20 protein-coding genes are annotated in these 22,450 nt (G+C 71.7%); 13 read left to right on the top strand and 7 right to left on the bottom strand.

What is annotated here, in order from left to right; translation table 11 throughout:
- Positions 1–21 precede the first annotated feature (21 nt).
- The 3 genes from AABA78_RS11060 (at position 22) to AABA78_RS11050 (ending at position 3,098) form a co-directional block, all read left to right on the top strand.
- A complete protein-coding gene (locus AABA78_RS11060; RefSeq protein WP_338262924.1) occupies positions 22–1,158 on the top strand; it encodes an aquaporin in 1,137 nt (378 codons plus the stop codon).
- Between the two features lie 79 nt (positions 1,159–1,237).
- A complete protein-coding gene (locus AABA78_RS11055; protein ID WP_171419185.1) occupies positions 1,238–2,521 on the top strand; it encodes an MgtC/SapB family protein in 1,284 nt (427 codons plus the stop codon).
- A 178-nt stretch (positions 2,522–2,699) separates the two neighbouring features.
- A complete protein-coding gene (locus AABA78_RS11050) occupies positions 2,700–3,098 on the top strand; it encodes a hypothetical protein (RefSeq protein WP_171419183.1) in 399 nt (132 codons plus the stop codon).
- Between the two features lie 73 nt (positions 3,099–3,171).
- On the opposite strand, the gene AABA78_RS11045 is transcribed toward AABA78_RS11050, so the two are convergent.
- Complete coding sequence (locus AABA78_RS11045) at positions 3,172–4,668, bottom strand: ATP-binding protein (RefSeq protein ID WP_338262923.1); 1,497 nt, start codon at positions 4,666–4,668, stop codon at positions 3,172–3,174.
- Positions 4,665–5,390, bottom strand: a complete 726-nt coding sequence (locus AABA78_RS11040; RefSeq protein ID WP_338262922.1) for a GTP-binding protein — start codon at positions 5,388–5,390, stop codon at positions 4,665–4,667. The genes AABA78_RS11045 and AABA78_RS11040 overlap by 4 nt, the downstream gene beginning before the upstream one ends.
- 270 nt (positions 5,391–5,660) lie before the next feature.
- Here AABA78_RS11040 and AABA78_RS11035 point away from each other — a divergent pair, with 270 nt between their 5' ends.
- The 5 genes from AABA78_RS11035 to AABA78_RS11015 all read left to right on the top strand — a co-directional run bounded on the left by AABA78_RS11035 (position 5,661) and on the right by AABA78_RS11015 (position 12,163).
- Complete coding sequence (locus AABA78_RS11035) at positions 5,661–6,200, top strand: GNAT family N-acetyltransferase (protein WP_120524697.1); 540 nt, start codon at positions 5,661–5,663, stop codon at positions 6,198–6,200.
- A gap of 176 nt (positions 6,201–6,376) precedes the next feature.
- Positions 6,377–8,236, top strand: coding sequence for a type IV pilus twitching motility protein PilT (locus AABA78_RS11030; RefSeq protein ID WP_338262921.1), 1,860 nt, complete (start codon positions 6,377–6,379; stop codon positions 8,234–8,236).
- A gap of 1 nt (position 8,237) precedes the next feature.
- Positions 8,238–9,344, top strand: a complete 1,107-nt coding sequence (locus AABA78_RS11025; RefSeq protein ID WP_338262920.1) for a type IV pilus twitching motility protein PilT — start codon at positions 8,238–8,240, stop codon at positions 9,342–9,344.
- A 116-nt stretch (positions 9,345–9,460) separates the two neighbouring features.
- Positions 9,461–9,880 (top strand): DUF5684 domain-containing protein, encoded by a 420-nt coding sequence (locus AABA78_RS11020; protein ID WP_338262919.1) that lies wholly within the window; start codon positions 9,461–9,463, stop codon positions 9,878–9,880.
- Between the two features lie 129 nt (positions 9,881–10,009).
- Entirely contained in the window at positions 10,010–12,163 is a 2,154-nt protein-coding gene (locus tag AABA78_RS11015; RefSeq protein WP_338262918.1) for a TonB-dependent receptor, read from the top strand.
- Here the strand turns inward: AABA78_RS11015 and yoaA are convergent.
- The 3 genes from yoaA to AABA78_RS11000 form a co-directional block, all read right to left on the bottom strand.
- Positions 12,117–14,114, bottom strand: a complete 1,998-nt coding sequence (gene yoaA / locus AABA78_RS11010) for a DNA repair helicase YoaA (RefSeq protein WP_171419171.1) — start codon at positions 14,112–14,114, stop codon at positions 12,117–12,119. The two genes, AABA78_RS11015 and yoaA, sit on opposite strands and share 47 nt — an antisense overlap.
- Positions 14,115–14,270: 156 nt before the next feature.
- Positions 14,271–15,044, bottom strand: a complete 774-nt coding sequence (locus AABA78_RS11005; RefSeq protein ID WP_338262917.1) for a hypothetical protein — start codon at positions 15,042–15,044, stop codon at positions 14,271–14,273.
- Positions 15,041–16,042, bottom strand: a complete 1,002-nt coding sequence (locus AABA78_RS11000; RefSeq protein ID WP_338262916.1) for a site-2 protease family protein — start codon at positions 16,040–16,042, stop codon at positions 15,041–15,043. The genes AABA78_RS11005 and AABA78_RS11000 overlap by 4 nt, the downstream gene beginning before the upstream one ends.
- A gap of 215 nt (positions 16,043–16,257) precedes the next feature.
- Between AABA78_RS11000 and AABA78_RS10995 the strand changes: the two genes are divergently transcribed.
- The 3 genes from AABA78_RS10995 (at position 16,258) to AABA78_RS10985 (ending at position 18,288) form a co-directional block, all read left to right on the top strand.
- Positions 16,258–16,605, top strand: coding sequence for a hypothetical protein (locus AABA78_RS10995; protein WP_120551649.1), 348 nt, complete (start codon positions 16,258–16,260; stop codon positions 16,603–16,605).
- Positions 16,606–16,705: 100 nt separating this feature from the next.
- Positions 16,706–17,527 carry a hypothetical protein gene (locus tag AABA78_RS10990; protein ID WP_338262915.1) on the top strand — a complete coding sequence of 274 codons (822 nt, stop codon included), beginning with the start codon at positions 16,706–16,708 and terminating at the stop codon, positions 17,525–17,527.
- A 47-nt stretch (positions 17,528–17,574) separates the two neighbouring features.
- The gene (locus tag AABA78_RS10985; RefSeq protein ID WP_338262914.1) at positions 17,575–18,288 is read left to right on the top strand and encodes an HAD family hydrolase; all 714 of its coding nucleotides are present in this window, start codon (positions 17,575–17,577) and stop codon (positions 18,286–18,288) included.
- A 147-nt stretch (positions 18,289–18,435) separates the two neighbouring features.
- Here AABA78_RS10985 and AABA78_RS10980 read toward each other — a convergent pair whose 3' ends face one another.
- Complete coding sequence (locus tag AABA78_RS10980) at positions 18,436–18,894, bottom strand: transcriptional regulator (protein WP_338262913.1); 459 nt, start codon at positions 18,892–18,894, stop codon at positions 18,436–18,438.
- Between the two features lie 309 nt (positions 18,895–19,203).
- Between AABA78_RS10980 and AABA78_RS10975 the strand changes: the two genes are divergently transcribed.
- Complete coding sequence (locus AABA78_RS10975; RefSeq protein WP_338262912.1) at positions 19,204–20,112, top strand: lipid kinase; 909 nt, start codon at positions 19,204–19,206, stop codon at positions 20,110–20,112.
- Positions 20,113–20,123: 11 nt separating this feature from the next.
- Here the strand turns inward: AABA78_RS10975 and hrcA are convergent, their stop codons facing one another.
- A complete protein-coding gene (hrcA, locus tag AABA78_RS10970; RefSeq protein ID WP_120524719.1) occupies positions 20,124–21,155 on the bottom strand; it encodes a heat-inducible transcriptional repressor HrcA in 1,032 nt (343 codons plus the stop codon).
- Between the two features lie 205 nt (positions 21,156–21,360).
- Between hrcA and yedA the strand changes: the two genes are divergently transcribed.
- Positions 21,361–22,260 carry a drug/metabolite exporter YedA gene (gene yedA / locus AABA78_RS10965; protein ID WP_338262911.1) on the top strand — a complete coding sequence of 300 codons (900 nt, stop codon included), beginning with the start codon at positions 21,361–21,363 and terminating at the stop codon, positions 22,258–22,260.
- Positions 22,261–22,450: the final 190 nt, after the last annotated feature.

The raw sequence follows: 22,450 nt of genomic DNA, 5'->3' as shown, positions 1-22,450 counted from the left end.
CGTGCAGGCATAGGACTGGGGGTGCCCTCTTCCGCCAACCCCATGGACCTGCGCCGCCGGCTGGTGACGGAAGCGCTGGGGTGCGGGCTGCTGGTGGTGGCGCTGGAGGGGTCGCACCACGTCGCGGAGCACCTGGGCGCGAGCGCCACCGAGGGCCGCCTCTTCATGTCCCTGTCGTGCGGCGCGGTGCTGGCGTGCCTCTTGTGGGTGCTCCGGCCGCTGTCGGGCGCGCACCTGAACCCCGCGCTCACCTTCGCGGACGCGCTGGGGGACCGCACGCCCTGGCGCGAGGTGCCGCTGTACGCGCTGGCGCAGCTGTCCGGGAGCCTGGTGGGGCGGCTCGTGGCGCACCGCATGTGCAACGAACCGCTGCTGCTCACCTCGAAGCTGCCCGCGGCGGACGGGGCCCGGTTCCTCACGGAGATGGTGGCGACGTTCGGGTTGCTGGTGGTGGTGCGCGGCTGCGTGCGCACGCGGCCGTCGGCGACGCCGCTGGCCATCGCGGGGTACGTGGCCGCGACGGTGTGGTTCACGGACTCGCGCTCGCTGGCGAACCCGGCGCTGGTGCTGGCGCGCGCGGCCAGCGCCCACATGGGCGTGATGAGCCCGTGGGAGGTGGAGTCCTTCATCGCGGCGCAGCTGCTGGGCGCGGCGCTGGCGGTGTTCCTCTTCCGGTGGCTGCTGGGGGGCACGCCCCGGCCCGTGGCCACGGCCGTGGAGACCGTCGTCTTCGAGTGCGCGGAGGCAGGGCCCGCGCACCTGGCCGCCGCCCTCTTCAACACGCTGGCGCACCCGGACCGGGCCCACGCGGTGGTGTCGCCGCCTCCGGGCTCGGGGTTGGATGACGGGCCGCCGCTCGCCGTGGCGACGCTGATGCGCGAGGCGAACCTGCGCGCCGCCCCAGCGCGCGACCGGAACGTGCCCGCGTCGCACAACGTCCTCATCGACGTCGCGGGCCAGGCCCCCGGCATGGACGCGCGCGTGCGCGAGCGCTGGTCGCTGCCCGCGCTGTCGCTGAAGGACGAGGCCGGAGCGAAGGCGCTGCAGGCGGCGCTGCGGCCCAAGCTGCAGCAACTCCTCGCGCGCCGGGGCTGGGAGCGGCTGCACGTCGTCAGCGGCGGCGGCCCCGCCCCGGAAGGCCCCCGCGCCCTCACCTGAGGCGAGGCCTGGCGTGACGGGCCGCGGCGTTGACGTCCGCGCCTCGGGCGAGCATGAGGGATGCAGAGAGGGTTTCGCCATGATGGAAGGTCTTCCCCCCGTCGTCTCCTGGCCGCCGCTGCAGACGCTGATGCGGCTGACGCTCGCGCTCGCGGTGGGCCTGTTCGTCGGGCTGGAGCGCGAGTGGCGCGGCAAGGAGGCCGGCCTGCGCACGTTCGGCTTCGCGGCGCTGCTGGGCGGCATGGGCGGCCTGCTGGGCCCGAACTTCGCGCTGCTCAGCCTCGCGCTGCTGGGGGTGCTGCTGTGCTTCCTCAACTGGCAGTCCCTGCGCGCCAACGGCGGCGCGGAGCTGACCACGTCCGCCGCGCTGCTCGTCACGGGCTTCACCGGCGTACTCTGCGGCCTGGGCCATACCGTGACGCCTGCGGCCGTGGGCGTGACGACGGCGGGCCTGCTCGCGTGGAAGGAGCGGCTGGCCACCTTCAGCCACAAAATCACCGCCGAGGAGCTGAGGAGCGCCATCCTCCTGGCCATCCTCGCCTTCGCCATCTACCCGGTGCTGCCCGCGCAGCCGGTGGACCCGTGGGGCCTCATCGAGCCGCGCGCCGCGTGGGTCACGGTCATCCTCATCGCGGCCATCGGCTTCGTGAACTACCTCCTGTGGAAGGTGTTCGGCACGCACGGCGTGGAGGTGACGGGGTTCCTGGGCGGGCTCGTCAACAGCACCGTCACCGTGGCGGAGCTGGCCAACCGCGTGCGTGAGACGTCCGGGCGCCTGCTCGACGTGGCGTACCGGGGCGTGATGCTGGCCACGGCCGCCATGGCGCTGCGCAACGCCGTCCTGCTGGGGCTGCTCTCCTTCCGGGCGCTCGTGGACTCCGCCATCCCGCTGGTCCTCATCCTCCTGTCCAGCACGGGCCTGGCGCTGATGCGCTCGCGCACGGAGGTCGCGCCCGGCGCGGAACCGCCCGCCCTGCCCCTGAAGTCGCCCTTCTCGCTGCCGTCCGCGCTGAAGTTCGGCCTCATCTTCCTGGCGCTCCAGGTGGTGGGCACCGTGGGCCAGACGCTCCTGGGTCGCTGGGGCTTCTACGCGGTGAGCGCCCTGGGCGGACTGGTGTCCAGCGCGTCCGCCGTGGCGTCCGCCGCGTCGCTGTGCGCCAACGGCACCATCTCCCCCACGACGGCCGGCGTGGGCGCCATCATCGCGTCGCTCGCCAGCGCCGCCATCAACTTCATCCTCGTGGCGCGCGTGTCGGAGCAACGCTCGCTCACGCTGCGGCTGGGCCGCGCGCTGGGCGTCGTCATGCTGCTGGGGCTCGCGGGCGCACTGGTGCAGACGCGCCTGCCCACCCTCCTCCCCTGACCTGGACCGTCGTCCATGTCACTTTCCGACTTTCCAGGACTAAACAGGATATAGCCCTTAAGATGCTAATACCTGTTTAGCTTGGTAAATCAGCAATGCGCGAAGCCGTCTGGCTTCACGCGCCCGGGGCGCCCGCCCCAGGCAGAGGCATTGCCGAAACCACCCCCTGGAGGTCCCGATGAAGGCTTCGAAGCTGTTCCTTGCGTCCGCGATGGCGGCACTCGCCGTGGCCTGTGGTCCCGCTCCCGAGGAGGGCATGGGCGAGGAGACCCAGACGCCCGCCGTCACGGACGCGCAGCAGCAGGACGTGCCCGTGCCTCCGTTGGTCTCGGTGGCGGACTACGCCGGTGACAGCGGCGAAGGTCGCGAGGTCAACGCCATGGCCGTGTGTACCGGCTGGAACTACAACTACTGCCTCACCACGTGCGCGGGCGACCCGTCGAACACGCTCTACGTGGTGGGCTACTACAGCGACCCGTACGTGGGCGGCTACGGCCGCTGCATCGAGGCCTCCGACAGCTTCTGCCTCTACTACTTCGGCACGGTGCGCCGCTCCGCCTGCTGGGGTTACCCGTAGGCCGTCTCGCGGTCCCCGTGGTGAGCCAGTCCCTGTCCGGGTGCCAGCCGCGCCCGGGCAGGGCTGTCTGTCTTCAGAAGCGGTCCGGCTCCGGCATGGGCGGCGCGGCGGACAGCCCGCGGTCCTGCATGGGCGGGTGCAGCGGCAGCTGGACGATGAAGCGCGAGCCGTGGCCGAACTCGCTCTCCACGCGCACCCGGCCGCCGTGGCCCTCCACCAGGCTCTTCACGATGGCCAGGCCCAGCCCCGCGCCGCCGAACTCGCGCGTGGAGCTGCCGTCCACCTGGTAGAAGCTCTGGAAGATGCGCTCGAACTCCTCGGCGCGGATGCCCACGCCGGTGTCCTCCACGCTGATGCGGTAGCCGGGCACGCCCAGCTCCTGCTGCATCGCCGCGTCCGACAGCGTCACCTTCACCCGGCCGCCCGCGGGCGTGAACTTCACCGCGTTGGCCAGCAGGTTCACCACCACCTGGCGCAGCTTGTCCAAATCCCCGGCCAGCCGGGGCTGCGGCGTGTGCGGCAGCCGCACCTCCAGCTCCAGGCCCTTGCGCTGCGCCTGCGGCAGCACGCTCGAGACCGCCGTCTGGATGACGTAGCCGGGGTCCACCGGCGCCATGGACAGGCGCAGGCGGCCCGCTTCAATCTGGCTCAGGTCCAGGAGCGAGGAGATCATCGAGAGGAGCGTCTCGCCCTTCTCCACGATGGTGCGCACGTACTGGAGCTGCTCCGGGTTGAGCGGCCCCGCCAGCCCCTCCGCCATCATCTCCGAGTACCCGAGGATGGACGCGAGCGGCGTGCGCAGCTCGTGGCTCACCGTGCCCAGGAAGGTGGACTTCAGCCGGTCCAGCTCCTTGAGCCGCGCGTTCGCCTGGAGCAGCCGCGCGTTCTGCGCCTCCAGCTCGCGGTGCACCTCCAGCGTGGACTCCAGATGCAGGTGCGTGGCCAGGTATGCCTTCTGCCCGCTGGCGACGAGCGCCCCCAGCACCTGCCCGAAGTGGCCCAGCACCTGCGCGGCGGTGCGCTCCGGCACGCGGCGCACGCGGCCCAGCAGCTCCTGCGCGCGCTCCAGGTCCAGCCCCTGGATGCCGGTGAGCGTCTGGGGGAAGTCCGCCAGCTCCTCCGGCGTGAAGGGCCCCAGGATGACCCGGCCCAGCATGTCGCCGTCCCAGCGCACCGGCATCACCACGTAGCGCAGGCCGGTGAAGCACGTGAGCGCGATGAGGCCCGCCGCCTCTGACACGTCGCCGTCCGCCACGCGCCCGCCGGCCTCCGGCAGCACGGGGCCGTCCTTCACCCGGCCCACCATGGCGGTGCACGCGTGGCGGCCGTCCGGGAAGGAGAAGACGTAGGCGCAGAAGTCGCCGTGGCCCACCTTCACGTCCGCCAGCTTGTTGCCGCGCGTGTCCAGCACCTTGATGCCCACGCGGTACAGGTCGCTGAAGCCCTTCACCACCTCCGTGAAGGACGGCAGGTCCAAGAGGTCCCCCAGCGACAGCCGCCGCTGGAGCGCGGACTCGCGCCGGGGCGCGCTCGCGGTGTTCCGGGGTCCTCCGCTGGATGGGCCGCTCATGGCGCCCTCCCGCTCTCCCTGCCGCCGGGAATGGCGCCGGGCCCGTACCGCCCCTCCAACGCCGTCCCGCTCAGGTCGATGTGACGGAAGATCTGCCCCAGGAACTCCTCCTCGCTGAGGCCCACGTTGCGCGACAGCTGCGCCCGGCCCTCCAGCGCGCGCCAGGCCGTCTGCACCACGGCGTGGAAGGTCTCCACCACGCCCTCGCCTCGCACGGCGACGGAGCCCACCACCGGCTGGCTGCCCCGGCGCTGCACCTCCGCCAGCTCCGCGTCCGTCAGGCTGTCCGGCAGGTCGCGCTTGTTGAACTGGATGACCACCGGCACCTGCGTGGGGTCCAGCTCCATCTCCCGCAGGTTCTCCTGGAGGTTGCGCCAGTAGCTGTTGTTCTCCTGCGCCGCGCCCCTGCGGCTGTCCGCGATGAAGACCACCGCGTCCGCGCCCTGGAGCACCACCCGCCGCGTGGCGTTGTGGATGACCTGGCCGGGCACGGTGAAGAGCTTCACCTTCACCTTGAAGCCCGTGGAGGTGGAGAAGAAGACGGGCAGGAGGTCGAAGAAGAGCGTCCGGTCGTCGTGGGTGTCCACCGACAGGAGGCGCCCTCGCACGTCCGGCCGCGCTCGCGCGTGCAGCTTGCGCAAGTTCGTCGTCTTCCCGCTGAGCCCGGGGCCGTAATAGACGATCTTGAGCGTCAGCTCGCGCTGGGCGTGATTGAGTTGCAAGGGGCAGAGCTCGGACCGAGGGGGACCCGGACAGGGGTTTTATAATGGCCTCACGTCCCGCGCGGAAGGCCGCTCGCAGTCCAGACGACGGGGCGGGACGCGTCTTCCCGGAATGACGCCGCCGCGCGCGACGTTTCCAGAAGTTCCTGCTCCCCGCCTGGGAGGAGGACGTCTCCCCACACGGAAAACAGGACAATGCGCGCGGAATGATCGCGTGCATGGGTACGGGGGGACCGGTTAGGATCGCGGACGCGACGGAGGAGCAAGGCGATGACGATGAAGCAGGTGGACCCTGGCGTCGAGGTGGCGGCCCCCACGCCGGTGCTGGATGGAGCGACGCTCCCCAATGATCTGGTGAACGGGGTCAAATTCGGGCCGCCCACCGACGAGGACCTCACCACGGTGTCGGCCCTTCGCGCCAACTCCGAGCCCTGGAAGGGGCGGGGGGAGAGCCAGGAGGAGAGCCTCAAGGCCCTCACCCAGCTCAAGCCCTTCCTCCACGTGGCGCGGATCCAGAACCAGGTGGTGGGCTACGTGACGGTGGAGCGCGACGGCCCGGTGCCGGGCGCGGCCTACCTGCGCAACATCGTGGTGAAGCCGGAGCTGCGGCGCCAGGGTGTGGGCGAGAAGCTGCTCGACAAGGCGCTGGACGCGGCGCGCGACATGTACCGCAAGACCATCGCCCTGCGCGTGGACCCCGCGAACGCGCCCGCGGTGGGCTTCTACCGCAAGGCGGGCTTCACCACGGTGGCCACGGTGGTCTCCAAGAAGTCCGGCAAGCTGCGGCTCCTGATGTCGCGCGAGCTGTAGTCCGCCGCACCCCAGCCACCAGCTGTACCCGACGGGAGGGGCCCTCACACGGCCGCTCCCGTCGTGCGTTGGGGGACATGCCCACAGGATGACCTGGGACGCGGCGGTCGACTATCCTCGCGGGCGTTTCCACCCCGCCGGGCCTGACGCACGGCAGCGGTGGGGCCTCCCCCCGAATGAAACCGCTCGCTGAGCTGCTGCGTCATCTGTCGCGTCCCGGAATCACCGAGCTGGCCCTGGCCAGCGGCCGTCCTCCGATGGTGCGCGGCGCCACCGGCTACGAGCCCGTCGATCCCGGCGCCCTCTCCACCGATGATCTCGTGAAGGCCCTCCAGGCAATGGTGGGCATGGCGCGGGCGTCCACGGTGTCGGAGACGCCGGTGCAGTGGACGGTGAACGCCACCGGCCTGGGCTCCATCTCCATCGCGGCGGTGCGCCGGGGCGAGCTGATGAACGTGCGCCTCACGCGAGGCGCGGAGGGTGCGGCGCAGGCCCCGGCTCCCGCGGCGGCGGCGGCTCAGGCCCCGGCTCCCGCGCCCACTCGGACGCCCTACGCGGGAGTGCCGGCGGTGTCCGCGCAGGCCCCTACGCGCACGCCCTACGCGGGCATGCCCGCCGTGTCCGCCCCTGCGGAGGCGGCCGCGCGAGCCGCTCCGCCCGGTGGCTTCGGTGCGGGAGGCGCCACGGTGGGCGCCGCTGCGCGCGGAGCCGCCGGCGTCGCGGCCGCGTCACCGCAGGCGGGCGCGGCCTCCGCGTACGGCGGTGCGGCCCCCCACGCGGGCGCATCCGCGGCCCACGGGGGCGCGGCGGCCCATCCGCCAGCCGCGTCGAATCCTCCCGCGCGGATCATCCCCATCTCGCGCACGACCTCCGCTCCGGGCCGGGACCTGGCCGTGCTGCTTGAGCAGGCGCGCAGCATGCTCGCCAGCGACCTGCACCTGGTGGCGGGACGGCCTCCGCTGCTGCGCATCGCCGGGGAGCTGCTGCCCCAGGACACGCCGCTGTCACCGGAGACGGTGGAGCGGCTGCTGCTGCCCATCATCCCGGAGCGGCTGCGGCCCGTGCTGGAGAAGGACGGCAGCGTGGACTTCGCGCTGGACTCCGAGGACACCGGCCGCTTCCGCGTCAACGTGGGCCGCCAGCGCACGGGCCTCAAGGGCACCTTCCGCCTCATCGCCCGGGAGATCCCCACCCTGGAGTCGCTGGGCCTGCCCGCGGACATCGCCAAGGCCACGCACCACCACCAGGGCCTCATCGTGCTCACCGGCCCGTCCGGCCACGGCAAGACGAGCACGCTCGCGGCGCTGGTGGACATCATCAACCGGGAGACGACGCACCACGTGCTCACCGTGGAGGACCCGGTGGAGTTCGTGCACCCGCGCAAGCGCGCCCTCATCAGCCAGCGCGAGGTGGGCACCAGCACCCGCACCTTCGCCAGCGCCCTCAAGGGCAGCCTCCGCGAGGACCCGGACGTCATCGTCGTGGGCGAACTGCGCGACACGGAGACCGTGCGCATGGCGCTCGCCGCCAGCGAGACGGGCCACCTGCTCATCAGCACCATGAACACGCCCAGCGCGGCGAAGACCATCGACCGGCTCATCGACCTCTTCCCGCCGGGAGACCAGCAGCAGGTGCGGCTGTCGCTCTCCAGCGGCCTGCGCCTCATCGTCAGCCAGCGGCTGATGCCCAGCGCGGACGGCAAGTCCATGGTCGCCGCCGCCGAGGTGCTCACCGGCTCCGTGGCCCTGGGCAACCTCATCCGCGACAACAAGACGTTCCAGATCCCCTCGCTCCAGCAGCGCGGCAAGTCGCTGGGCATCATCCGCTTCGAGGACTCGCTCGCGGACCTGGCGCGCTCCGGCAAGGCGACGCTGGAGACCGTGAAGGGCTTCGCGGAGAACCCGGACGAGATTGAAGCCATGGTGACGGGCAGGAGGCCCGGCGCCGCTCCCACCGTGTCCCCGCCCGCGTCCGCCCAGGAGGGCGCGCGGATGCTGTCCAAGGTGGGCTCACTGCTTGGCAAGAAGGGCGCCTGACATGACGGACACCCCTCGCATCGCGACCTGGTTCGACGTGCTGCTGGACAGGAAGGGCAGCGACCTGCACCTGGGCGTGGGCTACCCGCCCCTGGGCCGCATCCGCGGCGAGCTCGTGCCCCTGCGCGACGAGCCCCTCACCTCCGAGGAGCTGGAGTCGCTGCTCTTCGAAATCTGCTCGCCCGAACAGAAGCGGCAGATCGTGGAGGAGCTGGACCTGGACTTCGCCTACGGCTACGGCACCAAGGCCCGCTTCCGCGCGAACTACTTCTACAAGATGACCGGCATTGGCGCGGTGTTCCGCACCATCCCCAGCAAGGTGCTGTCGCTGGAGGACCTGAAGACGCCGGAGGTGGTGCGCAAGCTGGCGGACCGCCGCAGCGGGCTGGTGCTGGTGACGGGCCCCACGGGCTCAGGCAAGTCCACGACGCTCGCGGGGATGATCAACCACATCAACAAGACGCGCGCCTCGCACGTGCTCACCATCGAGGACCCGGTGGAGTTCGTGCACGAGTCGCTCAAGGCCCAGGTCACCCACCGCGAGGTGGGCCCGCACGCCTCCAGCTTCGCCACCGCCATCCGCTCCGCCGGCCGCGAGGACCCCAACGTCATCCTCATCGGCGAGCTGCGCACCAACGAGACCATGAAGCTGGCGCTCCAGCTGGCCAGCTTCGGCGTGCTCGTCTTCGCCACGGTGCACACCAACAGCGCCCCCGCCACCATCGACCGCATCATCAACGCCTTCCCCGCGGACGAGCAGGGCCAGGTGCGCGGCATGCTCGCGGAGTCGCTGGCCGGCATCGTCGCCCAGCAGCTCATCAAGACCGCGGACGGCAAGGGCCGCGTCGCCGCGCTGGAGATTTTGGTGGGCGGGCCCGCCATCGCCGCGATGATCCGCGAGGGCAAGGTGTTTCAAATCGCCTCCAAGATGCAGGCCGGCCAGAGCATGGGCATGCAGACCCTGGACATGCACCTGGAGCGGCTGGTGAAGGACGACGTCATCGTCCCGGAAGCCGCCCTGGAGAAAGCCCAGGACAAGGAGAATTTCGTGAAGGTCATCCAGCGGCTGAAGCCGGACTGGCAGGTGCCGGAGACGCTGAAGGCGTGACCGCGCCCCCCGGGAGGTGAAGGTATTTGCATTCCCCCCCCGACTTCGCGTTTGTTCGGGAGTGAACGGGGACCCGCCCACCGGGGTCGGGCCCACACACTTCCGAGGGGGAAGTCATGGATCAGCAGCAGCTTGAGATGATGCAGCAGATGCAGGACCAGCAGGCGTCGGGCCCGGGGCCGCTGTTCTGGATCTTCTACCTGGCCTTCATCGGCCTGGTCGTCGCGGGCATGTGGAAGACGTTCACCAAGGCCGGCGAGCCGGGGTGGGCGGCCATCGTGCCGTTCTACAACCTGTACGTGATGACCAAGATTGTCGGCCGTCCGGCGTGGTGGGTGGTGCTGGCCATCCTGCCGTGCGTGAACATCATCGCGCTGATCATCCTCAGCATCGACATGGCGAAGTCCTTCGGGAAGGGCGTGGGCTTCGGCATCGGCCTGGCGCTGCTCGGTCCGGTCTTCTACGCCATCCTCGGCTTCGGCGACGCGCAGTACCAGGGCCCGTCCGCCTCCGGCGGCGGCATGGCCGCGGCGTAGTTCCCCACGGCCTTCCGGCCGTGAACGGCGGCGGTGGAGTGGCCTCCCGGTCGCTTCACCGCCGTTCGTGTTTTCGGAAGCCCCGCCATTGCTCGCCCGGCGGTCCGACATCCAGTAGAGCGGAGCGCGATGACTGGACCGCGCGTTCCTTCCCGGCTGTCGCTCTCCTACGGCATCGGTCTGGCGTTGCTGCTGCCCGGAGTGGCCATCGCGCAGGACGTGGAGGGGGGCACGGCCCCTGCCACCGAGCGCGAGCCTCCAACCGAAACACGGACCGTCGTCACCGCGACGCGCCTGCCGCGTCCGCTCCGGGACGTGCCCGCCACCACGGTGGTGATTCCGCGCGAGGAGCTGGAGCGCAGCCCCACGCTCACGCAGGACGCGCTCGTCCGCACGCTGCCTTCCGTCGCCACGTTCCGCCGCACGCCGTCCCTGGTCGCGGACCCCACCGCGCAGGGGCTCAACCTTCGCGGGCTCGCGCCCTCCGGCGTGGCGCGCGGGCTGGTGCTGCTGGATGGGCTTCCCTTCAACGACCCCTACGGCGGCTGGGTGTTCTGGCGCGCCCTGCCCCGCCTGGGCCTGGACCGCATCGAGGTCGTCCCCACCGGCGGCTCCGCGCTCTACGGGAGCGCGGCGCTGGGCGGCGTCGTGCAGCTATTCTCCCGGCCCATCACCGGCCCGGTGCTGGACGCTGACATGTCCGTGGGCAACCTGGGCACCGGCTTCGTCGCCGCTCGCGTCGCGGACCGCTGGGGCCGCGTGGGCGCCTCGCTGGAGGTCGAAGGGCTCACCAGCGACGGCTACCGCATCGTCCCGGAGAACCAGCGCGGCCGCGTCGACGGCGACACGCCGTCCAGGCACGTCAGCGCCCAGGCGCGCGTCGAAGCGGAGGCCACCGACCACCTCTCCCTCTCCGCCCACGCGGGCGTGTTCCGCGAGACGCAGAACGGCGGCACCCAGTACACCGTCGCCAGCGTGGACCTCGCGTGGTTCGCCGCGAGCGCCCGCCTCCGCACGGACACCGCCGGCGCGTTCGAGCTGGGCCTCTTCGGCCGCGTCCAGCACTTCGCGCAGGACCGCGCCCGCCTCACTCCGGACCGGAACTTCGAGGTCCGCTCCGCCCTCCAGGACGTGCCCGCGAATGATCAGGGCGGCTCGCTCGTCTGGACCGGCCCGGACCTGACGCTGGGCGGAACCCACGTGCTCGCCGCGGGCGTGGACGTGCGCCGCTCCAACGGCAGGGCCGACGAGCTGCTCTTCCCCAACGCCTACACCCCCACGACGCTCTACGCGCGCACCACGCGGGGCACGCAGGTGTCTGGCGGCGTCTTCGTGCAGGACCTCTACACCGTGTCCCCCGCGCTGGAGTTCGCCGGCACGCTGCGCTGGGACACGTGGCGCAACTTCGACGGCCACCAGCTGGAGAGCCTCGCGGGCGGCGCCACGCCCTCCACCGACTTCGAGCCCCGCACCGCCCGCCAGCTCAGCCCGCGCCTCGCCGCGCGCGTGCGGCCCCTGGACTGGCTCACCCTGCGCGCCTCCGCATACCGCGCCTTCCGCGCCCCCACGCTCAACGAGCTCTACCGCCCCTTCCAGGTGGGCACCGTCCTCACCGCCGCGAATCCGGACCTGGGCGCCGAGCGCCTCTGGGGCACCGAGGCGGGCGTGGAGGCCACCAGCCCTCGGGGGCTCACCGGCCGCGTCACCGGCTTCTGGAACGTGCTGGACGCGCCCATCACCAACGTCACCCTCGCCACGCCCCTGCCGGACGGCACCACCCGCCAGCGCCAGAACCTGGGCCGCGCCCGCGTGCGAGGCGTGGAGCTGGGCGCGGACTGGCGCCTGTCCCGCCAGTGGCTCGCGCTCGCCGCGTACACCTTCGTGGACCCCGTCGTCACCCGCGCGCCCGGTCAGCCCGACCTCGTGGGTCGCCAGCTCCCGCAGGACCCCAGGCATCGCGGCTTCCTGGCGGTCACCTTCGACGACCCGTCCATCGTCTCCGTCACCGCGCAGCTGCGCGTCTTCGGCCCGCAGTACGAGGACGACCTCAACACGCGCGGCATGGGCGGCGCGGCGGTGGTGGACCTGTTCGTGAGCCGCCACCTCTTCTGGAAGGTGGACGCGTTCGGCGCGGTGGAGAACCTCTTCGACCGCCAGTACCTCGCGGGCCGCGCGGGCGTGGACACGCTGGCCCCGCCCTTCCAGGCGCGCGTGGGCCTGCGCCTGCGCGACGTGTTCAGCGAATCGAGCGCACGGGCGGCACCGGGCGCACCGGGCCGTTGAACCAGCGGCTCAGCTCCGTCGTGTCCTCCATCCGCTTCGCGGGCGGCAGGCTGGAGAGGAACACCCGGCCGTAGCTCTTGGTCACGATGCGGCGGTCCAGCATCGCCACGATACCCCGGTCCGCCTGCGTGCGGATGAGCCGCCCGAAGCCCTGCCGCAGCGCCAGCGCCGCCTGCGGCAGCTGGTACTGGTCGAACGGCTCCTCACCGCGCGCCTGGATCTGGCGGATGCGCGCGGCCACCAGCGGGTCGCCCGGTGAGGCGAACGGGAGCCGGTCGATGATGACCAGGCTCAGCGCGTCCCCGGGCACGTCCACGCCCTCCCAGAAGCTGTGCGCGGCGAAGAGCACGCTGGGCGTCTGGCGGAAGGCGTCCAGCAGCTGCTGCTTGGGCCGCTCGCCCTGGAGCAGGGCTTGATAGGGCAGCCGCGTCGCCGTCAGCTCGTACGCGCGCACCATGTTGCGCAGGGACGTGAAGAGCACGAACGCGCGGCCGCCCGTCACCTCGCACAGCTGGATGATCTCTTCGGCCGCCGCCTCGATGAAGCCCGGGGCGCTGGGGTCCGGCAGGTGCGTGGGCAGGTACAGCGCGGACTGGCGCGGGAAGTCGAACGGGCTGGGCACCGCCAGCGTGCGCACGCGCGTCACCGGCTGGCCCTCCTCGTCGTACATGCCCATGCGTTTGGCGAAGAAGTCGAAGCGGCTGTCCGCCGCGAGCGTCGCGGAGGTGAAGACGACCGTGTCCAGCGCGCCGTAGAGCCGGTCGCGCAGCTCCTTCGCCACGTCGATGGGGTTCGCGCGCAGGAACAGCCCCTTGCCTCGCGCCTCCGCCCAGTACACGTGGTCCGCGGACTCGGACTTCTCCAGGAACGTGAGCTGCTCCGCCATCTCCTCCGCGCGGCGGTGGATGGCGGCCAGCTCCGGCTCGCGCTCGCTGCCCGCGAAGGACGCGAGCGCCGCCAGTCCCTCGCGCACCTGCTCCAGCGCGCCGGACAGCTTGCCCATCGTCTCCGGGCGCAGGGCCACGGTGGACTCCTGGCTGGACAGCCCCAGCGCGCGCGGCGCCTGGAGGAACAGCGCGTCCGCGTGCGAGCGCACCCGCTGGGCCAGCGCGGAGAGCGTCGCGTGCCGTTCGTCCTTCACCGGCAGGGCCGCCACCGCGTCGCGCGACAGCTCCTCCAGCCGGTAGTTGGACACGCTGCAGCCGAAGTGGCTGCTGGCCGCGTCCTCCAGCGCGTGCGCCTCGTCGAAGACGACCGCGTCGTAGAAGGGCAGCACCCCTTCCGTGCGCTTGCCGGAGCTGCGCAGCGCCAGGTCCGCGAAGAACAGGTGGTGGTTCACCACCAGCAGGTCCGCGACCTCCGCGCGCTTGCGCATCCGCGTGACGAAACAGGTTTCATACAGCGAGCAGCGCGAGCCCAGGCACGTCTCCGACGTGGTGGACAGCCGCGACCACGCGGCGAAGGACTCCGGCAGGTCCAGCTCCGCCCGGTCCCCCGTCTCCGTCTGCGTCACCCACTTCTTGAGCAGCGGCCACTGCTTCGCCTCTTCCTTCGAGACGAACTGCGGATCCTTCTCGAAGGACTCGTAGCGGTGCAGGCACAGGTAGTTGCCGCGCCCCTTGAGGTAGGCCGCCTCGAAGCGCAGCCCCAGCTTCTCGCTGAGCAGCGGCAGGTCCTTGAAGAACACCTGGTCCTGCAGCGTCTTCGTGGCCGTGGACACCACCACCTTGCGCCCCGACAGGAGCGCGGGCACCAGGTAGGCCAGCGTCTTGCCCGTGCCCGTGCCGGCCTCCGCCAGCAGGTAGCTGCCCTCCGTGAAGGCCCGCTCCACGGCGCGCGCCATCTGGAGCTGCTCCGGGCGGTGCTCGTACGCGGGCAGCGCCTCTTCCAGCGCGCCACCAGGACCCAGCAGGCTGTCGACAGAAGGGGGACGGGGCGCGGGCGCGGACATGCGGCGGTCTTCGGGGGGCAGGAGGGCGCGGAAAAGGAGGCCCCGCAGGATAACAGCGCCCGGCGCCCCCCGCGCGTTCCGTCACACGGCCTTGAAGCCCTGGCCCCCGCCCGCCCGGGAAGCGGGCCGGCCAGCGCCCCCTGGGGGCCTTTTTGCCTAGAAGGACCCGCGCAGTATCTGGAAGAGCACCAGCACCAGCACCAGGGCCACCACCAGCACCGCGCCCATCACCGTGTTCTTCACCTTGCGAGCCAGCGCCGGGGACGGACCGTCGGAGGCGAGCGGCGCCGCGGACGTCACCCGGCGCACCACCTCTTCCCGCCCGCGCAGCGCCTGGGCGTCGTTCGGCGCCCGGGCCAGCCGCAGGCGGTACAGCCGGCCCACCATGGCCAGCTCCCCTCGCACCATCGCCTGGGACAGCAGGCGGTCGTGCGCGTCCCAGTCGTGCCACGTGCCCATCAGCGCGTGCCACTCCGTGGCCAGGAGCCCGGAGGGCTGGTGTTCGTCCGGGATGAAGTTGGCGTAGACCAGCCCGCACTGCGCGCAGGCTCCGGCGTCGTCACGCATGGGCGCCACGCACTTGGGGCAGTGGCCCGGCGGTGCCTGGAAGGGGTCCCCGTCGAAGTCCGGCGCGACGATGGAGGCCGCATCGGAGCGCACCACCCGCAGCGCGGTGACGCTGGCGCGAGCGGGCGCGGGGGGCACGAACACCTCCGGCGCGGGCAGCGCCACGGCGGCGCCGTCCCCTCCGCGAGCTCCCGGCGCGTCCTCCCGGGACACCTCCTGCGGGGCCACGGGCGACGCGGACGGGGACGGCCCCGCGAGCGTCTTCGCGCCACACACCCGGCACGTCACGGCCAGCTGGCCGTCCTCGATGCGGAAAGACTCCACCGGGACCAGCCGCTCGCAGCCTTCGCACTGGTACTTCATGACCACACCTCTCGCAGCGGAATGGGCATCGCGCACCCTACCAGCGCCAGCAGGCACAGCGCGCAGATGAGCTTGCGCGAGCGGCTCAGGGGCTCCTCCGGCCGCACCACCTCCGGGTGGCCGAAGCCCACGACCTTGCTCGCCACCACCAGCCACAGGCCCCACGACGCGGTGACGAACACCGTGAGGAAGAGCAGCACCAGCGCCACGCCCTGCCCCACCAGGCGGGCCTTCGCCCCGAACACCGCGAACGTCAGGTGCCCGCCGTCCAGCTGCCCCACGGGCAACAGGTTGAGCAGCGTCACCAGCAGGCCGAACCACGCGGCGATCACCACCGGGTGCACCACCACGTCCTTGCCCTCCGGCACGGGGCCCAGCGCCAGCCACGTCAGCGCCTTCATGATGAGGTTGTCGCCGAACAGCGTCTGGTGGCTCGTGTAGACGGGGTCCGCCGCCGGCGGCGCCTGCGTCACCCTCTCCATCACCCAGTGCAGCAGGTTCTGCCCCAGCACCCACAGCGACGACTCACCGGGGAACGCGGACGGCACCGCCGGCGAGTCCACCACCGTGGAGTGCAAGAGCCCCCAGTAGAGCAGCGGCAGCGCCACCACCAGGCCCGCCAGCGGCCCCGCGGCGCCAATGTCCACCAGGGCGTTGCGCGTGGGGATGCGCCCGCGCAGCCGGATGACCGCGCCCAGCGTGCCCAGGCTCCCCGGCACCGGCAGCGGAATGAAGTACGGCAGCGACGTGTCCACCCGGTGCCAGCGCGCGAGCACGTAGTGCCCCATCTCGTGCGAGCCCAGGATGGAGAGCAGCGACACGCTGAAGAACAGCGCCTGCGTCCGGTCCTCCGCGAGCAGTCCGCCCCCGCTGAACGGGAACGAGCGCCCGAAGAGCAGCAGGTACGCGAGGAACGTCGTCCCCAGCGTCACCCCGAACAGCAGCAGGTGCAGCCAGACGCGGGACGGGGCGGGACGCGGAAGGGAAACCGGGTGCATGCGCGAAGATGCCTCACGTCCGCAAGAGGGGCGACCGGTCCGGGGGCGCCTGGCGGATGAAGTGTCAAACACAACCCGGATTACTCCGTCCCGGGTCCTTGACTTGAAAAAGCCTTCTGCTACGAACCGCGCCGCTTGCGGTTTCACCGAACGGCGGAGCGCCCGTCCGGGCCGTCCCGCCACCATCCAAGCCACCGTCAGTTGGGGAGATAACCATGAAGAAGTTCATCCTGTCCGCCGTCGCCGCCGCCTCGCTCGTGGGCTGCACCAGCGTCGAGTCCGCCGTCGTCTCCGGTTCCGAGATCGCCGCCAACGGCGAGGCCGTGGCCGTCATCCAGGGCAGCTCGCTGGGCCTGACCGCGATCTTCCACATCATCGACATCGTCCAGAGCGACCTGGACACCGTGGTGAACAAGCTCCTCATCACCGAGGCGAAGGCCATGGGCGCCTCCAAGGTGGACCTGAAGTCGGCGAGCACCACGCCCCGTCACGGCATCTTCGCCCTGTTCGGCACCATCATCGGCATCACCAGCTCCTCCGCGACCGGCGTGGCGGTGAAGTAGTCCACGCTGCCTCCTCACCGAGGCAGTCCGAAGGCCCCCTGGCGACAGCGGGGCCTTTTCCATTTCCAGCCCGTCTCCGAGCCCGTCCCTGAGCCCCCCCATGCGCGCCCTCCTCCTGCTGCCCCTCGTGTGCCTCCTCGCGTGCCGCTCGTCCTCCTCCGGAGGCGCGAACGACGCGGAGCTGATGGCCCAGGTGCGCGAGAAGCTGGCCGCGCGCGACGCGAAGCTCCAGGCCTACCAGCTGGAGGGCACCCAGACGGAAGGGGATACGGCCTCCGCGGGCTTCACCTTCGCGTACCGCGCGCCCCAGAAGATGCGCGGCACCGTGTCCGCCCCCCAGGCGCGGCAGGTGTGGTGGGACGGCAAGCACCTGTACGAGCAGGTGGAGGCGACGAAGCAGTTCACCACCTTCACGTCGCAGGTCTCCGCGGAGAAGCTGTCCGCGTTCCTCACTGAAATCTTCACCCCCTTCGTGCCGGACGGCTTCCGCGCGCCGCTGCTCCTGCGCAGCGCGAAGGCGAAGCGCACCACCGGCCTGCCCCAGGCGAAGGAGGCGGTGGAGCTGTCCATGGGGCTGGAGGGCGAGGCGGGCGGCGGCGTGGAGGTGACGTACGTGCTGCGCTGGCCCACGCTGGACTTCCTGGCCAAGAAGACGCGCGCGCCGGACGGCACCCGGGCGGAGGTGCGGATGGAGGAGGAGCACTGCGACGCTTCGCTGGGCCTGTGCGTGCCGCGAAAGCTCACCCGCTGGCTGGGGGACGCGAAGCAGGGGGAGACGGTGCTGTCCAAGGTGGACCTGAAGGGCTCGCTGCCCAACGACGCCTTCACCCCTGCCACGCCGGACGGATACAGCGTGCAGACCCGGACACTCGTGGACAGCGAAGCGCAGGAGAGTGGACCGAAGCCACCCTCGGGCGGTTGACCGTTCCGTCAGCCATCGCCACCTTGGGCGGCGGAGGTTCGCCGCGCATGGTTGAGAACGTCATCTTCGACGTGGATGGCACGCTGATCGACTCGGTGGACGAGCACGCCGAGGCCTGGCGCCGGTCGTTCATCGAGTTCGGGCGGGACATCCCGTTCGCGCACGTGCGCAGCCAGATTGGCAAGGGCGCCGACCAGCTGCTGCCCGTCTTCTTCAACGACGAGGAGCTGGAGCGCTTCGGCAAGGACCTGGAGGAGTACCGCTCCGCGCTCTTCAAGCGCGAGTTCCTGCCCAAGGTGCGCCCCTTCCCGCGCGTGAAGGAGCTGTTCCAGCAGCTGCGCAAGCGCGGCCGCAAGGTGGCCCTGGCCTCCAGCGCCAAGGACGACGAGCTCAAGCGCTACGTGGAGCTGTGCGGCATCGACGGCCTGTTCGAGGCGAAGACGAACAAGGACGAGGTCGACAAGAGCAAGCCGCACCCGGACATCTTCGAGGCCGCGCTCGCGAAGCTGGGCAAGCCGGACCCCGCCACGGTGGTGGTGGTGGGAGACACGCCGTACGACGCGCTCGCCGCGGGCAAGCTGCACCTGGCGTCCGTGGGCGTGCTGTGCGGCGGCTTCCGCGCGGACGACCTGCGCACGGCCGGCTGCCGCACGCTGGTGAAGGACCCCGCGGAGCTCCTGCGCCGCCTGGAAGAGGACCCCGAGGCCTGGCCGTGGGACGCGGCGTCGCGGGACACCTCCAAGGACGAGGAGTCGCGCTGAGGCGAAGGACAGCGTGAAGGCGGCCACGAACCCGTGGCCTCCGAAGGACCCGGCGTCGCGCTGACGTCACGCAAGCACTGCAAGCGCCCCCGGCGGCCACGCACCCGTGGCCACCGGTGGAGCCCGTCACCCGGAGCCCGGGAGGCGCTACTTGCGCGAACCGCCGCGCTTCGCGCGGGAGCGGGACGCGGTGCTCTTGCGAGCGGTGCCCCGGCGCGCCGTGCTGCTCTTGCGGGCCGTGGAGCGCTTGCCGGCGGTGCCGGTGCGCGAGGTGGCCTTGCGGCCGGTGGTGGTGCGCTTCGCCCGGGCGGGCGTGGCCCGCTTGCGGCTGGAGGTGGCGCTCTTCTTCGCGGTGGCCGCGCGGCGCTTTCCGCCCACGCGCCCGGCCTTGCGCGCGTTCTTGCGGGCCGTGGGACGCCGGCGGGCCACCTTCGCCTTGCTGCCGGAGCCACCCTTCAGTCCACCACCGGTGAGCTTGTTCACCGTGGCCCAGGCGCGGGCCTCCGCGGTCTTCTCGCCGGTGCCCTTGTCCTCGTAGCCCTTCTCGATGTGCTCGGCCATGCGCCTCTGCTTCGCCGAGTACTTCTCCTTGCTTCCTCGTGCCATGCAAAACCCTCCTGGAAACGGTCCCGGCGCGGGTCCGAGGCACGGAGTCCGCGTCGCCTGGAAGGTGAGCACGCCTACCCAGGGAGGGAACCCGCTGGCGCCCTACCCCTGTCCACTCACGGAAGCATGCCGTGTCCCGGGGATGGGGAATGGACAGTGCCCCCGCCCTTTTCGCCCGGGTCCCGCTGGTGCCCGAGGGCTGTCGTGCGCAGCTTGGAGACGCCGCACAGAAAGCCGAGGTTTCTCCTGGAACCCGCACTCAACGCCCCGCCACGCCTCCGCCACCTGGATGAAGGGCCCGCGGTCCTGGTGGTGAACACGCGCTCGCGCTCGGGGCGCGACGCCTTCGAGAACGCCCGCGAGCTGCTCGCCGCCCACGGCATCCCGCTCATGGCCGCGCACGCGCTGACGCGGCCCAAGCGCCTGCGCAAGGTCGTGGAGGAGGCCATCGCGCAGGGGGCCCGCCGCATCCTCGTGGGGGGAGGTGACGGCACCATCAGCTGCGCGGTGCAGGCGCTGATGGGCCGCGACGTGACGCTGGGCGTGGTGCCACTGGGCACCGGCAACGACTTCGCCCGCTCGCTGGGCATCCCGGACACGCTGGAGGCCGCGTGCGACGTCATCGCCGGGGGCTACACGGCGCGCGTGGACGTGGGGCTCGTCAACGGGCGGCCCTTCCTCAACGCCGCCAGCCTGGGGCTCACCACCGCCATCGCGAAGCGGCTCACGCAGGAATTGAAGCAGCGCGCCGGGAAGCTGGCCTACCCCATGGCCGCCGCCGCGGAGATGCGCACGCTGCAGCCCTTCCACGTCCGGCTCCAGGCGGATACGCAGACACTGGAGGTGGACGCGCTCCAGCTGGTGGTGGGCAACGGCCGCTACCACGGCGCGGGCAACATGGTGGCGCCGGACGCCACGCTGGATGACCGCCGGTTCCACGTCTACGCCATCACCGCCCCGTCCGTGGCGGACGGCGGCGAGCGCACGGGGCTGGGCCACCTGCAGGACGTGGCCACGCTGGCGCGCGTGGCGCTGGGCATGCGCAGCGGCGGGCACCTGGAGCACGAGTCCGTCGTGCACCTGCACACCTCGCGGCTCGTCGTGGAAACGGACCCGCCCATGGAGGTGAACGCGGACGGGGAGAACGTGGGCATGACGCCCATGCGCTTCGAGGTCGCCCCCGCGGCGCTGCGCGTCTACGCGCCCGCGCCGCAGTAGGGCCCCTGGCGCTACACCTTCTCCAGCACGCTGGAGAGCACCTGGGCGGTGAAGTTCACCAGGGGAATCACGCGCCGGTAGTCCATGCGCGTGGGCCCGATGACGCCGACGGTGCCCAGCACCGCCTCCGCCGTGCCGTAGGGGCTGGCGATGACGGTGACGTCGCCGGCGGCGGAGAACTCGCTCTCCGCGCCGATGAAGACGTGCATCTCCTTGGTGCGCTGCACGCGGTCCAGCAGGTGCAGCAGCTTGTGCTTCTCATCCAGGGCGCGGAACAGCGCGCGGATGCGCTCCACGTCGGCGAACTCGGGCTGCTCCAGGAAGGAGCCGGTGCCTTCGATGAGCACGCGCTCGGGCGTCTGCAGGTCGGTGGCGGCGGCGCCCAGCCGGAGGGCCTTGGCGGTCAGCGCGTTGTAGAGGGCCTGCTCCTGGTCCATCTCCGCGCGGATGCGCTCGCGCGCCTCCTCCAGGGGCACCTGGTGCAGGAGCTCGGAGAGGTAGTTGCTGGCTTTGATCAGCTCGTCGGACGTCACCGGGAAGTCCACGGTGAGGGCCTTGTTGTGCACCTGGCCGTTCTGGCCCACGAGGATGGCGAGCACGCGGTTCTCGCGCAGGCGCAGGAACTCGATGCGCTGGAACACGGCGGCGTCGGGGCGGGGCGTGAGGACGACGCCCGCGTGCCGGGTGAGCGAGTGCAGCACGCGGCTCGCCTCCGACAGGATGTCGTCCAGGCTGGACTCGTGGACCAGGCCCGCGTGGATGAGCTCGCGGTCGCGGGGGGCGGGGTCGCGCAGCTTCACCAGGGTGTCCACGTAGAAGCGGTAGCCGCGGTCGGTGGGCACGCGGCCGGCGGAGGTGTGGGGCTTCTCCAGGAAGCCCAGGGCCTCCAGGTCGGCGAGCACGTTGCGCATGGTCGCGGAGGAGACCTCGAACTCTCCGCGCCGCGTCAGCTGCTGGCTGCCGACCGGTCCGCCCGTGGTGATGTACTCCTGCACCACGGCCCGGAGGACTTCCTTCTCGCGCTCACCCAATTCGTCGGGCATTCCCGCTCACGCTCCGGAAAGCTGTCGACCCGACCTCCGGGTCTCCATGGCTCCTGTAGAATTCTAAAAGGGACGCCCGGGGCATTCAATCGGGCGCGCCGTCCAGGAGGGCAGGCAGGCGGGGCGCTGGCTTCCTGGCCCGGGGGGCGGGTACGGCAAAGCGCACATCGCCCTGGAGGGTGGCGGGGGTTAGAAGCCGGCCGCCGTGACGACCGCGACCGCGACCCCCGACGTTGCCGAGCCCGCGCCCCACCGGGGCCGGCTGCTGTTCAGCCTCTTCTCGCTCTACGTCATCTGGGGGTCCACCTACCTGGCGATGCGGTTCGCGCTGACGGGCTTCCCGCCCTTCCGGATGGCGGGGCTGCGCTTCCTGCTGGCGGGCGGGCTGTTGTTCGCGGGGTTGCGGCTGAAGGGGCAGCCGGGGCCGGGGTTGCGGCAGTGGGGGGCGGGCGCGGCGACGGGCTTCCTCTTGCTGGTGATGGGCAACGGGGGCATCGCGTTCGCGCAGAACCTGGGGGTGCCGTCCGGGGTGGCGGCGCTGGTGGTGGGGAGCATGCCGTTGTGGACGGCCATCTTCGGGGCGGCCTTCGGGCAGAAGCCGGGCCGCGCGGAGCTGGCGGGGCTGGGCCTGGGCTTCGCGGGGGTGGTGCTGCTGAACCTGGGTGGGGACATGGGCGGCGGGGGCATGGCGGCGCTGGCGCTGCTGGTGGCGCCGGCGACGTGGGCCTTCGGTTCGGTGTGGAGCCGGCGGTTGCCGATGCCCGCGGGGTTGATGACGCCGGCGACGCAGATGTTGAGCGCGGGCGTGATGATGATGGCGGTGAGCTTCGTGTTGGGGGAGCGGATGGCGGACGTGGTGCCCCCGCGCGCGGTGGTGGCGTTCGTGTACCTGGTGGTGTTCGGTTCGCTGGTGGCGTTCAGCGCGTACGGCTATCTGCTGCGGCACGCGAGGCCGGCGCTCGCGACGAGCTATGCGTACGTGAACCCGGCGGTGGCGGTGCTGCTGGGCGTGGTGTTCGCGGGAGAGACGCTGGGTCCGCTGACCCTGGGGGCGATGAGCGCCATCCTGGTCGCGGTGATGCTGCTGGCCCGCGGCAAGCGGTGAGCCGGTTCGCGGCCCTGTGGCTGGCGTGTGCGTTGCTCACGGCGTGTGCCGGTGGGGCACGGCGTTCGAGGCACGGGGAGCTGGAGTTCGTTGATTCGGAGACCGCGGGGAAGGCGCGTCACGCGGCCTACGTGGCGGAGCAGGCGTCCGCGTCCGCCACGCGGGCCGCCGTGTCTCCCCTGCTCCGGGC

It is taken from the genome of Corallococcus caeni, assembly GCF_036245865.1.
GTDB classification, from domain to species: Bacteria; Myxococcota; Myxococcia; order Myxococcales; family Myxococcaceae; genus Corallococcus; species Corallococcus caeni.
Note: the sequence above shows the minus strand (reverse complement) of the source record. Positions and strands in the feature narration are given on the sequence as shown.

Coding starts and splice junctions, on each gene's coding strand:
- AABA78_RS11005 (WP_338262917.1), bottom strand. CDS start 15,044: ATGAAGTACCAGTGCGAAGGCTGCGAGCGGCTGGTCCCGGTGGAGTCT.
- AABA78_RS10985 (WP_338262914.1), top strand. CDS start 17,575: ATGGTTGAGAACGTCATCTTCGACGTGGATGGCACGCTGATCGACTCG.
- yoaA (WP_171419171.1), bottom strand. CDS start 14,114: ATGTCCGCGCCCGCGCCCCGTCCCCCTTCTGTCGACAGCCTGCTGGGT.
- AABA78_RS11030 (WP_338262921.1), top strand. CDS start 6,377: ATGAAACCGCTCGCTGAGCTGCTGCGTCATCTGTCGCGTCCCGGAATC.
- AABA78_RS11000 (WP_338262916.1), bottom strand. CDS start 16,042: ATGCACCCGGTTTCCCTTCCGCGTCCCGCCCCGTCCCGCGTCTGGCTG.
- AABA78_RS10990 (WP_338262915.1), top strand. CDS start 16,706: ATGCGCGCCCTCCTCCTGCTGCCCCTCGTGTGCCTCCTCGCGTGCCGC.
- AABA78_RS11025 (WP_338262920.1), top strand. CDS start 8,238: ATGACGGACACCCCTCGCATCGCGACCTGGTTCGACGTGCTGCTGGAC.
- AABA78_RS11020 (WP_338262919.1), top strand. CDS start 9,461: ATGGATCAGCAGCAGCTTGAGATGATGCAGCAGATGCAGGACCAGCAG.
- hrcA (WP_120524719.1), bottom strand. CDS start 21,155: ATGCCCGACGAATTGGGTGAGCGCGAGAAGGAAGTCCTCCGGGCCGTG.
- AABA78_RS11050 (WP_171419183.1), top strand. CDS start 2,700: ATGAAGGCTTCGAAGCTGTTCCTTGCGTCCGCGATGGCGGCACTCGCC.
- AABA78_RS11055 (WP_171419185.1), top strand. CDS start 1,238: ATGATGGAAGGTCTTCCCCCCGTCGTCTCCTGGCCGCCGCTGCAGACG.
- AABA78_RS10995 (WP_120551649.1), top strand. CDS start 16,258: ATGAAGAAGTTCATCCTGTCCGCCGTCGCCGCCGCCTCGCTCGTGGGC.
- AABA78_RS11045 (WP_338262923.1), bottom strand. CDS start 4,668: ATGAGCGGCCCATCCAGCGGAGGACCCCGGAACACCGCGAGCGCGCCC.
- AABA78_RS11035 (WP_120524697.1), top strand. CDS start 5,661: ATGACGATGAAGCAGGTGGACCCTGGCGTCGAGGTGGCGGCCCCCACG.
- AABA78_RS11015 (WP_338262918.1), top strand. CDS start 10,010: ATGACTGGACCGCGCGTTCCTTCCCGGCTGTCGCTCTCCTACGGCATC.
- AABA78_RS10980 (WP_338262913.1), bottom strand. CDS start 18,894: ATGGCACGAGGAAGCAAGGAGAAGTACTCGGCGAAGCAGAGGCGCATG.